Annotated in this window: 12 protein-coding genes; 5 read left to right on the top strand and 7 right to left on the bottom strand. The window is 45.4% G+C overall.

Annotated elements, in window-relative coordinates:
- Window positions 1-347: 347 nt before the first annotated feature.
- Window positions 348-1,625: a glycerophosphodiester phosphodiesterase family protein gene (locus L5L77_RS10985; protein ID WP_263222713.1), complete on the top strand. Its 1,278-nt coding sequence runs from the start codon at window positions 348-350 to the stop codon at window positions 1,623-1,625.
- An 89-nt stretch (window positions 1,626-1,714) separates the two neighbouring features.
- On the opposite strand, the gene L5L77_RS10980 is transcribed toward L5L77_RS10985, so the two are convergent.
- Together L5L77_RS10980 and L5L77_RS10975 are read right to left on the bottom strand one after the other, a co-directional pair.
- Window positions 1,715-2,281: a phosphoribosyltransferase gene (locus L5L77_RS10980; RefSeq protein WP_028759331.1), complete on the bottom strand. Its 567-nt coding sequence runs from the start codon at window positions 2,279-2,281 to the stop codon at window positions 1,715-1,717.
- A gap of 284 nt (window positions 2,282-2,565) precedes the next feature.
- The gene (locus L5L77_RS10975; protein WP_263222712.1) at window positions 2,566-4,332 is read right to left on the bottom strand and encodes an alkaline phosphatase D family protein; all 1,767 of its coding nucleotides are present in this window, start codon (window positions 4,330-4,332) and stop codon (window positions 2,566-2,568) included.
- A 255-nt stretch (window positions 4,333-4,587) separates the two neighbouring features.
- Here L5L77_RS10975 and L5L77_RS10970 point away from each other — a divergent pair, with 255 nt between their 5' ends.
- Window positions 4,588-5,013 carry an HPP family protein gene (locus tag L5L77_RS10970; RefSeq protein WP_263192683.1) on the top strand — a complete coding sequence of 142 codons (426 nt, stop codon included), beginning with the start codon at window positions 4,588-4,590 and terminating at the stop codon, window positions 5,011-5,013.
- A 98-nt stretch (window positions 5,014-5,111) separates the two neighbouring features.
- Window positions 5,112-5,717, top strand: coding sequence for a DUF4274 domain-containing protein (locus tag L5L77_RS10965; RefSeq protein WP_263181930.1), 606 nt, complete (start codon window positions 5,112-5,114; stop codon window positions 5,715-5,717).
- A gap of 27 nt (window positions 5,718-5,744) precedes the next feature.
- Here the strand turns inward: L5L77_RS10965 and L5L77_RS10960 are convergent, their stop codons facing one another.
- On the bottom strand, window positions 5,745-7,106 hold the full coding sequence (locus tag L5L77_RS10960) for an MATE family efflux transporter (protein WP_263181928.1): 1,362 nt from the start codon (window positions 7,104-7,106) through the stop codon (window positions 5,745-5,747).
- A gap of 412 nt (window positions 7,107-7,518) precedes the next feature.
- Between L5L77_RS10960 and L5L77_RS10955 the strand changes: the two genes are divergently transcribed.
- A complete protein-coding gene (locus L5L77_RS10955) occupies window positions 7,519-8,436 on the top strand; it encodes an alpha/beta hydrolase (protein ID WP_263169455.1) in 918 nt (305 codons plus the stop codon).
- Between the two features lie 83 nt (window positions 8,437-8,519).
- Here L5L77_RS10955 and lgt read toward each other — a convergent pair whose 3' ends face one another.
- Both lgt and L5L77_RS10945 read right to left on the bottom strand, forming a co-directional pair.
- Complete coding sequence (gene lgt, locus L5L77_RS10950; protein WP_263182009.1) at window positions 8,520-9,299, bottom strand: prolipoprotein diacylglyceryl transferase; 780 nt, start codon at window positions 9,297-9,299, stop codon at window positions 8,520-8,522.
- A 216-nt stretch (window positions 9,300-9,515) separates the two neighbouring features.
- Window positions 9,516-9,986 (bottom strand): cupin domain-containing protein, encoded by a 471-nt coding sequence (locus L5L77_RS10945; protein WP_113939074.1) that lies wholly within the window; start codon window positions 9,984-9,986, stop codon window positions 9,516-9,518.
- A gap of 398 nt (window positions 9,987-10,384) precedes the next feature.
- On the opposite strand from L5L77_RS10945, the gene L5L77_RS10940 reads away from it, so the two are divergent.
- On the top strand, window positions 10,385-11,293 hold the full coding sequence (locus L5L77_RS10940) for a GGDEF domain-containing protein (protein WP_263181927.1): 909 nt from the start codon (window positions 10,385-10,387) through the stop codon (window positions 11,291-11,293).
- 160 nt (window positions 11,294-11,453) lie between these two features.
- Here the strand turns inward: L5L77_RS10940 and L5L77_RS10935 are convergent, their stop codons facing one another.
- Window positions 11,454-13,643 carry an OsmC domain/YcaO domain-containing protein gene (locus L5L77_RS10935; RefSeq protein WP_263181925.1) on the bottom strand — a complete coding sequence of 730 codons (2,190 nt, stop codon included), beginning with the start codon at window positions 13,641-13,643 and terminating at the stop codon, window positions 11,454-11,456.
- 258 nt (window positions 13,644-13,901) lie between these two features.
- A complete protein-coding gene (locus tag L5L77_RS10930; RefSeq protein ID WP_113939077.1) occupies window positions 13,902-14,132 on the bottom strand; it encodes a hypothetical protein in 231 nt (76 codons plus the stop codon).
- Window positions 14,133-14,423 lie beyond the last annotated feature (291 nt).

Below are 14,423 nucleotides of genomic sequence, written 5' to 3'. Positions count from 1 at the left end.
CTTGTCACGTTTGTCTTATCAAGCGAACCAAACGCTCATCATAAAACAAAAGGAGCGCAGTGTACTTGATTTCGGCCCAGAAAGATCGCCCAGATGAAAATATTCATGCCAGTTTCATCGACTCGCTCAGTGGAGTCAATGCTCACATCTAAAGCAACACTGTGCATATATCCCGACCGTCCTCTGTCGAAGGCAGTTTATCGCAAGCTAGCGTGCCTTAGATAATCGTCGTGCAAACGGTATATATTCTTGTTTATGTCATACAAATAGGCTTTTTCAGTCACATTAACACTTTAGAGTTTCTGATTAATATTAATAATTTACATCATTACTCATAGGTAAATCTGATGAAACTACACCCTATTTCGTTGCTCTCACTCGGCCTATTAATTGCCACGAGCGCTTTATTAGCTGGTTGCAATAATGACGATGATAACGCCGCTATCACGCCACCCACCAGCAAACCCGTTCCTGCTCAAGTGGGAGAAAGACCCTTATTCCTCGTACGTCAGATGCAAGACAGCACACTTAAAACCCGCTTAGAACAATGCACCACTGACAGTTTTTATCGCAGCGAATTTTCCATAGGTCACCGTGGCGCGCCAATGAAATTCCCTGAGCATACAAAGGAATCCTACCAAGCGGCTATCGATTCGGGCGCAGGCATAGTCGAATGTGATGTCACCTTCACCGCCGATAAAGCTTTAGTTTGCCGCCACTCACAGTGCGATCTTGCCAGCACGACCAACATTTTAGCCATACCCGAACTTGCCAATAAATGTTCGAGCCCATTCACTCCCGCTGATGCCGCCAATGGTATCAGCGCATCGGCAACCTGTTGCACTAGCGATATCACCCTCGCCGAATTTAAAACTCTCAAGGGTAAGATGGAAGGCAACAATCCGAAAGCGACCACTGCGGCCGAATTCATCAATGGTACCCCAAGCTGGCGCACCGATCTTTATGCTGACAATGGCACCTTGATGACCCACGCTGAAAGTATTGAAATGTTTAAAAAAGCTGGTGTAAAGATGACGCCTGAGCTAAAAGCCGCCAGCGTATCTATGCCCTTCGATGGTTTTACTCAGCAGGATTACGCGCAAAAAATGTTAGATGAATACACGGCGGCGGGCGTCGATGTTTCGCAGGTATTCCCCCAGTCATTTATTTTGGATGACATCAAATATTGGGTCGCCAACGCCCCTGAATTTGCGAAGCAAGCCGTGTTTCTCGATGACAGATACGATTATAACAGCGCCTTTGATCCGCAGAATTCTGCCACTTGGTCACCATCAATGGCGGATTTAAAGACCCAAGGCGTCGAAATTATTGCGCCGCCACTCTGGGTATTAGTCGCCTTAGATGCGGATAAGAAAATCATTCCTTCGGAATACGCTAAGGCCGCTAAAGGCGCTGGGCTTAAGATCATCACTTGGTCGCTGGAGCGATCTGGTTTATTAAAAAATGGCGGCGGCTTTTACTTTCAAAGCATTACCGAAGCGATAGATAATGAAGGCGATACCTTTGAATTACTTGATGTACTTGCGAAAGATGTCGGCGTGATTGGAGTGTTCTCCGACTGGCCCGCCACTGTGACTTACTATGCTAACTGTATGGATTTATAAGTCATCGATATAGAAAACAAAAAATGCGTTAACGATTAATCGTTAACGCATTTTTTTTATTGCGAAAATAATCTATATCTCGCCGCGAGCTATTTAAACAGGTGCTGGATATTCTTTAAATCGCCCTTACCTTCGGCAATTTCTTCAGGCGTTAAACCTGTGACTTCGTGCGGGAAAACTAACCAGTCTTCAGAGGCATGAATGTAATAGTCGGGTTTTAAAGGCACTGCGGTATTTTTTGGCTTGTAATAAGGGCAAGCGATACGGATATCGGTTGGCATATTTAGGCGCATCAGTTGGCTGAGTTTTTCTTTTAATGCATGAATACTACGGCCAGAGTCAAACACGTCATCCACAATCAACAAACCGTCACTCGCGTTCGCATTTTCAACGATGTAATGCAGACCATGAACTTTGATTTCTTTGCTTTGTTTGTCGGTGCCAATCCCATAATAAGAAGAGGTACGCACGGCAATGTGATCGGTTTCAACTTGTTTAAAATCGAAAAACTCCTGTACCGCGATCCCGATTGGAGCACCGCCACGCCAAATACCCACGATAAATTGCGGACGAAAGCCACTCTCATACACTTGCGAAGCTAATAAAAATGAATCTTCCAGCAATTGCTGCGCGGTAACAAAATACTTTTCTGACATGACACAGTCCCCATCACATTGATTTTATTCTTAGGTCGTTAAAGCTTATGACCCCTGTAAGGTCTGTTCGGCGGGTAAAGGTTCCCAAAACACTAGAACAGCTTTGCCTTAGCAAGTGTAGGCAGCCGCCGAATTTTGGGAGCGAATTTTATACCAAAAAAATGCGATGTGCTGCAGTAATAGTAAGAACTTGCGTGACAACAGACATTTATTTTGCCTTTTAAAGCCAAAAGCAACAAAAAGGCCACCCTAAGGTGGCCGATAAACAAGCGAACAATACCGCATTAAACGATAGGCGTAATCACATGCTCGCCTACTTTTACCTTAGCGCTATAACCACGGGCCGTTGCGACTTGGAAATCCTTCGACAAAATGGTATCCACATAATGCCAGTCGCTGCGCACCTCATCAGCGGTAAAGGTGAGCGTCATAAAGCCTCGGTCTTTTAAGTTAGCGTACTTAAGATCTGGCACTAACTCGACGATTGCCGCCTCGGTCGCGGGGATCTGTTCCGCTGGCAGATTCAAGTAATATTCAAGGCCTGGCGATGATACTGAGCTAGTCGCAAACTCAACACCCACAGTATCGCCTTGCACGTCTTTAAGCTCGTTTGCCCATGCATTATGGGTGTCACCCGCGATCACAACTAGGTTAAGATTTTTCGATTTAGCCGTACCTAAAATCACTTCACGCTCATAGGCATAACCATCCCAAGCATCTAAGTTGTACGGGATTGCAGGTAATTGCAGCAGTCCGATAACTTCTGGCGTGAGTAAGGCTTGATTGGCTTGAAGATATTGCAGCTCTTGGGCAGTAAGCGTGGGATCATTTGCCGCCGCACGGGCCGCTAACTTAGCTAAAGCCCCTAACATAGCAAATTGAGGAATGCTCATCTGCTGAGTGGCAATCGCAGCAGGCAATGACATCTTACCCATTAATACCTGCTGTCCCAGTACTTGCCACTTGCCTGTCGACTGTAGCAATGTGCCCTGCAGCCATAATAATTGCGTCAGCCCCAGCATAGTGCGAGTGGTCGAAGTGACATCAGCAAGGAAACGCTCTCCCGCAAACGAACCCGTGGTAGGATCCATATAATCGGCATAATCGAGCTGTTTATCACGGGCTAATACGCGAGTATCCAACATATGCAGATCGACGAGATTGCCGTAACTGAAGCTGCGGTAAATCTCTTCATGGTTCCCTTCACGCCATGGGCGAATCGGTAACCACTCGAAATAAGCTTGTAGTGCCGCTTCTTTACGAACGGCAAAATCCCCTTCGCCTTCGTTGTGATTCTCGGCACTATCACGCCAAGTATCATTGGCCACTTCATGGTCATCCCACACTGTGATAAAAGGCACTTTTGCGTGTAACTTTTGCAGACTCGCATCGGTATGGTACTGACCATGGCGAGTGCGGTAATCACTCAACGTCAGCAACTCATTGGCGGGTAACACTTCACGGCCCAATTCGGCAGCATGCTCACTGGCATAACCACCGCGGGCATATTCATAGATGTAATCGCCTAAATGCACCACAGCATCTAAATCATCCTGCGCCGCCGCTAACTCATAGACGTTAAAATAACCGGCAGGAAAGTTAGCACAGGACATCACGGCTAATTTGACTGAGCTAACGTCACCCTCAGGCAGAGTGCGGGTTTTACCCACAACTGAGGTTTTATCACCCGTCATAAAGCGATAAAAGTAGGTTTGCCCGGCACGTAAACCACGGGCATCAATCTTAACCGTGTAGTCACGGCTTGCATTAGTGACAGTCTCACCTGTAGTCACTAATTGACTAAAGGCCGCATCGCTTGCCACTTGCCAACTCACTTTTACATCGCTCTCAGACTCAGGCGTGACACGAGTCCAGAGGATCACGGCATCGACTGCCGGATCGCCACTGGCAATCCCATGTAAAAATTGCGCGGGTACAGAATTATCATCATTACTATCACTACAGCCCATCAAGCCGTAAGAGATCACAGCAACGCCAACACCTTTGGCCGACATAGCCAAAAAGTCACGACGAGTTACGGTACGATTCATTATTATTATTCCTTGTTAGAAAAGGCTTCACTGGTATGAGGTCTAATGAGACCCCGATTGTGAGACATCACTGTTACACATTTGTGACACCTTTGTCAGCCTTTTATGATTTCTATCAATTCAAATACTTATACTGAATGGCGTACTTTATTTAAGCAGGGCTAGCGCAGCGAACAAGGAAGCTGCTAACATCGGTGCAGGCTAACGCAGCGTGTTAAATGCACGCCTAAGAATGGCAAGAAAAGGAATTTAACAATGAAAGTCAGCGATATTATGAGTGATCAAGTCATTTGCATCAGCGATGGCGCCAGCTTGAAAGATGCCCACCATCTGATGCAAACCCGTGGCGTACGCCACTTACCTGTGATATCTGAAATGGATGGCACCCTCGTTGGCGTACTCACCCATAAAAAGATGATCGCCAGCGTGATGACTATGTTGAATAAATACGGCCAAGGCGCGCTCGATCGTAAGGAGCGATACACGCCGATCAAAACCGTGATGGACCAAGACTTTCAGCATCTTACCGCCGACGAGCCCTTAACTGTGGTGGTGGAATATTTTATCGAAAACAAACTCGGCTGCTTGCCCGTTGTCGATGTTGATAAAAAGGTACTCGGTATCGTCACTTCATCCGACTTTATTAAGCTGTGCCGTACCCTGCTGCAACAGCAAGCGTAACGTTTTACGCTCCTTTTATTCTATGTCAGCCTTTTACTACGTAAAGGCTGGCGTTGTATTTTTTATAAACTGTATTTTCTATAAAAGAAAGGATTCCCTTGGCTAAATTACTCTCCCAGGAACAATTTATTCGCGCCTATGAATGCGCAGAATTTGGCTGTTTTGCCAATCAACAACAACTCGCCAAATTACTCGCCAATCCCGATTACGACTTTTTACATCAAGACAGTACCTACTTTGGCAAAGCGGCGACACAAATCACCTGTATCAGTGACTTACAAAGTATGGAGGAATTGCATTTTGTCGCGGCCAACTTGAATTGGGATAACGATGATCCCGACATGGTCAGGGCGATTATCGAACATCCACTCTGCGACGCAGGTACCGCCTTATTACTCTACTGGTACGGACAAGGCTTTTATTACTCCACGCCAGAGACGCTCGATACACCTTTTGGACAGCTATTCAAAACCATAACCGATAGATTTGTTGCGCGCGGCTATGCCAGTTATAAAATCCATTTTGACCCGATTAAAGAATGTTTTATGCCCTCATTAGAAGACGTTCTTACTAGAGGATGCCAAATTCCAGGGGCTATTTTTGCCCCTTATAGCACTATGGAAATCGAAACCTATGAAGGGCACCCAAGGTATCTACAATTTAAAAATGAACTGCTGAAATCGGGTAAATGGGGCAAACAATAAGCGTTGATCTTTTGATATCAGAACAGTTTAAGCTGGGGTTACTGGCGGAATACGCGTAAAACGCTGCCAGCGGCACGAGCGCCAGCGATACACCATAATCAGGCCGCGGATCCATTCATCTGCCGCAACGGCAAGCCATGCTGCAAGCACGCCGTAACCTAAATGCAAGCCAAAGAACCATGCCAATAGCACGCCAATGCCCCACATGCTAAAGAGGCCAACCCGCACAGGGAACGCCACATCACCCGCGCCTTTTAATGCCGAAATTATCACCAGATTAAATACTCGCCCTGTTTCGAGCGCGATTGAACCTGCCAGCAATAACGCTGTTAGTTGGATGACTTCTTCGTTTTCACTTAGCCAGCCAACAATAGTGAATCGCTGCCAGTAGAATACTAAGACGATACCAAGGGAAACCATAAAGCCCACCAAACAGTAACGCTGCACCCGAGTGGTGATTTCATCGAACCATTGTTTACCCACATAATATCCGGTCTGGATTTGCGTCGCCTGCCCAAGTGCGACTGCAAAACAATAGATAAAACGGCTAATGTTCAAGCCATAGGTGTAGGCCGTGAGCGATAAAGTGCCCATCTGGCTGATAAAGTAGATGATGGTCATCTGAGCCACATTGTAAGACAGCATCTCGCCAGCATTGAGCAGGCCAATACGCATCACACTCCAATAAGTGCTGCGCGGTAAGAGCTTAAGTCTTTGCAGTGGCAGCGGGATTTGCTTATGCCGGATCACCATCAGCATGATAAACGCACCGATGATCTGGCTGGTCACTGTCGATATCGCCACTCCTGTTACCCCATAAACAGGTAAACCAAAGGGTGAATACAGGGCAATATAATTACCGATCACGTTCATTAAGCCCGTGCTCGAGGTCACTAACATGGCCGAGCGGGTAAAACCGTAACTACGCAAAATAGCGGCGAAGGCAATGTTCATCACTAGCCCTATGCTCAAGCTGCCGCAAATCACCAAATAGTCATATCCAAAACCAGCCACATCGTGCTCAAGTGCAAATAAGCCGATAATGCCCTTAGCACCAAAGAACATAGATGCGCCCATGACCAAGGCTAATACCAAACTCAATACGACACTCGCCACCCCGATATCGACAGCCTGCTGCGGTTGGCCTGCCCCATTGCTTTGGCTAATCAAAATACTTGCGCCCGTACTCACCATCATGGACATGACCATCATGAAGAACATCAACTGAGTCGTGAGTCCCACTGCGGCAACCGCATTATCGGAATAATGGCTCAGCATAAAGATATCGCTGATCCCAAGCAGAGATTGCAGCAAGGTCTCGATAAAAATCGGCCACGTCAGGGCAACTATGCCCATACGCTGTTGCAATGTTTTGGGTGCTTTTGCCACGAAAGATTCCTGCAAATAGAGAACGAATAACGAGTGTGGTCGCTGGCTCAATGTGTCGCTCAAACAGCATCTTGGCAACCTATATTTTAGCCAAGAGACTGAAACCCACTTTCACAAATAGACATCAAAGTGCTATCGAACGCACAATCAGGCGGACATTTAAGCGCATTAAGCCTGACAGTCAATTAAGTTGGTAATTTTCTTACAAGACACCCTACAACTCAATCTGTAATAGTGAAAAAGATGCCGACTGCAACCGTATTCATTACTGAGTTAATACCAAAGTTAATTTCCGCAATCATGATAGAGCTCATGGCTGAGTGTGAATCTAGGCTACCAATTCAATTAAGCTGCCGATAAACTCAGCCCATTGCAGAACAGCCGAGCGCACTAAAAATTGAGGGAGTATTAAATGAGCCAACTCTATTTAGAAGAGGGAATTAAACAATTGGTTAGCGAGTTTATCGCGGCGGGTTGCCCATCGGTGCGAGAGCAAACCATTGAGCAACGTAGGCAAGGTTATATCGCCAGCACTGTACTCGCAGGTGAGCCTGAAGAGGTGTTCGAGGTTAGATCTATTTCCATCGAGGGGGCAGAATTAACTCTGTTTAAACCCTCGGCGGCAGACAATTTACCTATCGTCATTTACTACCATGGTGGCTGTTTTATCAGTGGCGGCGTTGAAACCCACAATCAACAACTGCGAAAACTCGCCAATGATTCTGGCGCACTGGTGATCGCCGTTCGCTATCGCCTCGCCCCAGAACATGTTTATCCCGCAGCCCACGACGATGCCTGCCATGCCGCAGAAGTCATCTATCAACATTGCCACCAATGGGGCGGTGATAACACCAAAATCACCCTAATGGGCGACAGCGCCGGCGGCCATTTAGCCCTAGTCACTTGCCTGCGTTTAAAAGCCAAAGGGCAATGGTTGCCACACAAACAAGTGCTTATCTATCCTATGCTCGATGCCACCGCGAAGAGCCAAAGCTATAGCGACAATGGCGAGAAATACATCATCACCCGCGACACCTTGCTCACAGGTTTCGATCTGTATTTAGATTGGCACCCCAGAACCGATGCAGAAGCCAGTCCACTACGCCGTGATGACTTAGCAGGCTTACCCGAAACCCATATCATCACCGCCGAATTCGATCCGCTCGTCGATGAAGGTGAACAGCTATTTAGGAATCTATTAGAGGCTGGCGTCAATGCCCACTGCCGTCGTTATCTTGGCGTCATCCATGGTTTCTTCCAACTCTCGGGCGTGAGCCGTTCCGCTCGGGATGCCATGGTGCAGGTGACTAATATAGTGAAGAGAGCCTAACGTCATACTTGATGATTAATTCATTCATAAAAAAGGCTTTCTATCAAGATAGAAAGCCTTTTTTAACCGTTTGATATTTAAATTTAAACGGTTTTCTTTCGATACGCCAAGAACAACAAGACTATACCTACGGCTAAAAACGGTAAGCTCAGAAGTTGTCCCGCACTTAAGAAAGTTTCAGAGTAAGCCGCTTGGCTAACTTTAATCGACTCAATCGCAATTCGCGCACTAAACACCGATACCAGAAACAGGCCGAAAATAGCCCCATGTCTTTGTTTAATCTGCGTGTATTGATACAAAGCATACAGACCAATAAAGATAGCTAAATAAGCGAAAGCCTCATAGAGCTGTGCTGGATGTCTTGGCAACATGTCGACACGGGCAAATATAATGCCCCAAGGTTGAGCCGTAGGATCGCCTAAAATTTCTGAGTTGGCAAAGTTTGCCATACGCACAAAAAAGCCAAAAATGGCGGTGGCGATAGCGAGTCTGTCCAACAAAAACAGGAAGGGTAGCTTCACTTTACGTTGGTAATAATACAAGGCCAGAATCGCGCCTAAACCACCACCGTGGCTGGCAAGTCCGCCTTCCCAAATCGCCAAGATCTTAAGCGGATGAGCAAAGTAATAAGTCGGATCGTAGAACATACAATGGGCCAAACGCGCGCCCACAATAATGCCAACCACACAATAAATCAGTAAATTATCAAGGGACTCAAGATCGAGATTTTCCTTGATATAAATCCGCTTCATCACCTGAAAACCAGCAGTAATAGCAAGAGCAAACAGGACTCCATACCAATGTATTTTTAGTCCCATAAACGAGATTAATACAGGATCGAGCTCCCACACTAAGTGTTCCAAATTCAATTACTCCATAACACTTGGTACATAGAGGTACGCCAAAAAGCATGTTTTACGTGGTTAAACGCCAATAGACAAGCCTTGTCGCGGGGATATCTTACTATTGAGTCAAATTTAATGACTCAGAGCGACCTTGGTTTTGCCGAATGAGGCAATGCCAACCAAGTTACCATTTAACAAATCAACTAGCTAAATTTAACTGACTTTAGCCCCCCCCTAACGGCTCAGACGTTGGATGATGTCACTATGCTGTGGATATTGGGCTAACAAAGTTTGTTGGCTAAACAGCTCAAAATCATCAAAGGTAAAACCAGGCGATACCATGCAGCCCACTAATGAAAAACCATCTTGATTCATGGCTGAACCAAAGATACAGCCCTTAGGGACTAAAAACTGTGGCCGCTCGCCCGCAGCTAAATTAAGCCCTAATTGCGCCGTCGTGAGCACCCCATCAGGATCAATCATGTAAATCGTCAGCGATTGCCCCGCATGGAAATACCACATTTCATCAGCTGTCAGACGATGGAAATGGGAAACCTCTCCCGTACGCAGCAAAAAATAGATACTGCTCCATAATGCCCGAGTCTGATCAAATACCGTTTCTGAACGATAGGATGAGCGGTAATAACCGCCTTCAACATGCTGCTCTAGCGCTAAATGTTCAATAAAATCATCTGCAGTATGCATTATAAATCCCTGTGTAAAATTAAAACCACAATTAAGGCCCTAGATTCTACTCGAAAATCATCTGTCCACTAAACACCGCAATGAAGCTTTTTGAACATAAGCACAAACGCTAAAGTTCAAGACATCACGACTGACTCGATACGATCGCAGGACTTAGGTTTTAAGCCTCAACAGGGATACAACTCTGCGCCATCGAACGCTCTGATGCCTTGGTAAAATCGCGACGACAAATAAATTGTACGGCATATTGTTATGGTTTGTTGTTACCCACAAAAGCGGCTAAATTGTAATGAGTTCGCAGGATGCATTCGCGGCTAAAGCGCCAAAGAGTAGTTTATCTATGATAACTTGGACACGCGGACTTAAGGTTGGGTGATTTTCCACAGGGATTTTAATCGATGATCAAAATAGAAGAAATGGCTTTAGTCCTTGATGCACTTCCTGATCCTACTTTTGTTCTGTCAAAAAGTGGTAAATACATTGCCGTCTTCGGTGGTAAAGATGACCGTTATTACCACGATGGTAGTGGTCTAATCGGCTTGTATCTTAGCGATGTGTTAAAGGCTGACAAACTCAATTACTTTTTACAGGTTATCGAAAGTGCATTAACCAGCCGAAAATTACTGATCGAAGAATATGAATTGAGCAATAAAGATGTCAAAGGCTTACCCGATATAGGCCCTGAACAACCCATTTGGTTTGAGGGACGCATTCAAGCACTAGACTTTCTGGTTGATAATGAGCCTGTGGTGCTTTGGGTCGCCAGTAATATTTCCAAACGGCATGAGCTTGAACTGCAACTACGTCAGCTAAGCGATACCGATCAGCTGACAGGGCTGTATAACCGTCGCCGCTTAGAACGTGATTTAACCTTTCAATTCGATATATTTCAGCGCCACCGTATTCCCACCTCAATCTTGATCCTCGATTTAGACCATTTAAAGTCCATCAATGATCAGTTGGGTCATTATGCTGGCGATCAAATCATCATCGCGGTTGCCGAAACCTGCCGAACTCAATTTAGAAAAACCGATAGCGCGTATCGTTTTGGTGGCGATGAATTTGTGATTGCCCTACCTGGGGTAGAGCATTCGCAAGCGGTTGAATTTGCAGAATACCTCTGCGATTGCTTTTACACTGAGCTGCAAAAATATGCGGTCAATGGCTTGTTTGCTACCGTAAGCATTGGAGTCGCTTCTATCGAACCATTGGATAAGTCCTATGAAGAAACGCTTAAGCGGGCTGATGCCGCCTTGTATCAAGCTAAACGTAACGGCAAAAATCGAGTTATATCAAATACAGCCTAAGCGGGCTGAACATTTCAAACCACACATAGCAATAACAAGCGTCCTTAATAAGTGATAGCCACAAGTGCTCATAAGAAGCGAGAATCAAAAGAGCAACAAACAAAAAAGCGAACCAAAAGGTTCGCTTTTAAACACATTAAGCTAATGCCAAATAACAGAATTAATTCAGGTTTTTCGCAGCTTTACGGGCTTGATGCAGCTTCTTATAGCTTTCAATCAATCTTAAATGCGGCTCAATGCCTTCGAGCTGCATGCTGGTCTTAGTTAAACCATAAAAACGCACTTTACCTGTGATTGAGCCAACGACGTTGTCCATCACTTCTTTACCGAACATACGGTTGAAGTTATGGATAAAATCATCAAGTTCTAACTCTTCATCTAAGGTCACTTCCAGCACAGCATTCATGGCTTGGTAGAACAGGCCACGTTTAACGGTATTGTCGTTAAACTGTAGGAACTCACCGACCAGCTCAATCGCGTCTTCGTGTGCACCGAGTGCCAAATAAATCAGGATCTTAAGCTCAATAATCGTCAGTTTTCCCCACACGGTATTTTCATCAAATACAATGCCGATTAAGGTGCGAATATCCGTGTAGTTATCGAGTTGGCTTTCTTCTAAACGGTTGACCAAATTAGCCAATTGCTTAGTGCTTAACGAATGTAGATTTAAGATATCTTCACGGTACGCCAGCGCCTTATTGGTGTTATCCCAAATCAAGTCATCAACTGGATAAATCTCAGAATAATCAGGAACTAAAATACGACACGCCGATGCGCCTAAATCGGTAAACTCGGCGATATACACCTCTTTACCTAACGCTTCTAAGATCCCAAACAGGCCGTCGGCTTCTTCTTCGCTGGTGCCAGAAAAATCCCATTCGCAGAATTCATAATCAAATTTACTGCTAAAGAAGCGCCATGAAATCACTCCTGTTGAATCAATAAAGTGCTCAACAAAGTTTTCTGGCTCGCTGACCGCCATGCTGTTAAAGGTCGGTTTTGGCACATCGTTTAAGCCTTCAAAGCTACGGCCTTGCAGCAATTCAGTTAGGCTGCGCTCTAACGCCACTTCAAAGCTTGGGTGCGCGCCAAAGGAGGCAAATACGCCACCCGTTTTCGGGTTCATCAGGGTGACGCACATCACAGGGAACTGGCCGCCGAGTGAGGCATCTTTGACCACAACCGGGAAACCTTGCTCTTCTAAGCCGTTAATGCCTGCGAGGATGCTTGGGTACTTTTCTAGTACAGACATGGGCACATCGGGCAGGACAATTTCTTGCTCAATGATTTGGCGTTTTACAGCGCGCTCAAAAATCTCTGATAAGCACTGCACATGGGCTTCTTGCAGGTTATTACCCGCACTCATGCCATTGCTTAAGAACAAGTTTTCAATCAGGTTCGACGGGAAGTAAACCGTTTCACCGTCAGATTTACGAGTATAAGGAATCGCACAGATACCGCGCTTAATATTGCCCGAATTAGTATCAATCAAGTGCGAGCCGCACAGCTCGTCGTCTGGGTTATAAATCTCTAAGCAATAGTCATCGAGAATACCCGCTGGCAGCGCATCGTCTTCCTCTAACGCAAACCACTTTTCATTGGGATAATGCACAAATTCGCTATTGGCGATTTCGGTACCAAAGAATTGATCATTATAGAAAAAGTTGTTATTCAGACGCTCAATAAACTCGCCGAGTGCCGAGCACAGCGCGCTTTCTTTGGTCGCGCCTTTACCATTGGTGAAACACATTGGCGAAGCGGCGTCACGAATGTGCAGTGACCACACGTTCGGCACTATGTTACGCCATGATGAGATCTCTATCTTCATTCCAAGATCGGCGAGCATGCCCGTCATATTGGCAATGGTTTGCTCCAGCGGCAGATCTTTACCCAGAATAAAGGTGCTCGATGCGCCATTAGGCTGACCCATCAACATGGCATTGGCGTCTGAATCTAGGTTCTCAACGGTTTCAATTTTAAATTCTGGGCCAGTTTGCACCACTTTTTTAACGGTACAACGGTCAATCGAGCGCAAAATACCTTCGCGATCTTTCTCCGAAATATCTTCGGGTAACTCAACTTGAATTTGGAAAATCTGGTTGTAGCGATCTTCTGGATCGACAATATTGTTCTGCGACAGTCTAATGTTATCCGTTGGAATATCACGGGCTTTGCAATATACCTTCACGAAATAGGCCGCACACAGGGCTGACGACGCTAAGAAATAGTCAAACGGACTAGGGGCAGAACCATCACCTTTGTAGCGGATTGGCTGATCGGCGGTCACGGTAAAATCATCAAACTTGGCTTCAAGTCTAAGATTGTCGAGAAAATTAACTTTGATTTCCATTGAATATGATTTCCACTAAATATGCGAGTCTGTAGCAGCCCATCGACCAAGTCGCGTCATTGGTAATGAGTCATTAAGGGTGAATTATCGGTGTTTTTGGCCCATTAGTCTTGGGTTAATTATGTTAAAAACCATAATCAGGGCATTTACGGCTGAGCTTGACGGTTTGAATAGCAGGGTTAAGCGAGTACTTAGATTGAGTCTCAAGAAGGCGAGGAAACCAATGAGTCGCAGAGTAACACTCTGTGCAAAAACACATTATGGATGTTTTTCAGTTTCTCGCTTAACCAACAGAAAGGTTAAATACATCTTAGTCGGTAATGACAAGGCCATGCCAAAGGCGACACACATAGCGCTGATAATAATCCCTTGCACGCCCATCGCCTCAACAGTTTCATTAAAGTTATGTAAGTAGATGCCCAACGCAATAAGACAAATGCCTACAGTAATGCAGATTTTCAGCGTTAGGATCAACTTTTCATTCGTCACAACCCTGCCCTTACTGTTCGCCACTATCTCCACCAGCACATCAGCCTGCACCAACTCTAGCTAATTTTGCATCAATTTAAGCTAATATAGTGAACTCATTGGGCCCGTATAGTGTTGATAAAGATCAAAAGAAAGGCCTAGATTCACAGCATAGTTAACGACTTTGGAATAAATCAACAGCGCGCATTTTATCGATTTCCATTACATTTTTGTTAACTTAAACACTTAAGAATGCGGGAAATTAGCTATACTGCCCTGCAATAAAAGAGATGTTCATCATGGAGTCGTCAA

Source organism: Shewanella sp. SM29 (genome assembly GCF_025654245.1).
Lineage (GTDB): Bacteria > Pseudomonadota > Gammaproteobacteria > Enterobacterales > Shewanellaceae > Shewanella > Shewanella oncorhynchi.
Note: the sequence above shows the minus strand (reverse complement) of the source record. Positions and strands in the feature narration are given on the sequence as shown.

Excerpts from the sequence above, each read along its gene's own strand:
- L5L77_RS10985 (WP_263222713.1), top strand. The coding sequence starts at position 348 with ATGAAACTACACCCTATTTCGTTGCTCTCACTCGGCCTATTAATTGCC.
- L5L77_RS10980 (WP_028759331.1), bottom strand. The coding sequence starts at position 2,281 with ATGTCAGAAAAGTATTTTGTTACCGCGCAGCAATTGCTGGAAGATTCA.
- L5L77_RS10975 (WP_263222712.1), bottom strand. The coding sequence starts at position 4,332 with ATGAATCGTACCGTAACTCGTCGTGACTTTTTGGCTATGTCGGCCAAA.
- L5L77_RS10970 (WP_263192683.1), top strand. The coding sequence starts at position 4,588 with ATGAAAGTCAGCGATATTATGAGTGATCAAGTCATTTGCATCAGCGAT.
- L5L77_RS10955 (WP_263169455.1), top strand. The coding sequence starts at position 7,519 with ATGAGCCAACTCTATTTAGAAGAGGGAATTAAACAATTGGTTAGCGAG.
- L5L77_RS10945 (WP_113939074.1), bottom strand. The coding sequence starts at position 9,986 with ATGCATACTGCAGATGATTTTATTGAACATTTAGCGCTAGAGCAGCAT.
- L5L77_RS10940 (WP_263181927.1), top strand. The coding sequence starts at position 10,385 with ATGATCAAAATAGAAGAAATGGCTTTAGTCCTTGATGCACTTCCTGAT.
- L5L77_RS10935 (WP_263181925.1), bottom strand. The coding sequence starts at position 13,643 with ATGGAAATCAAAGTTAATTTTCTCGACAATCTTAGACTTGAAGCCAAG.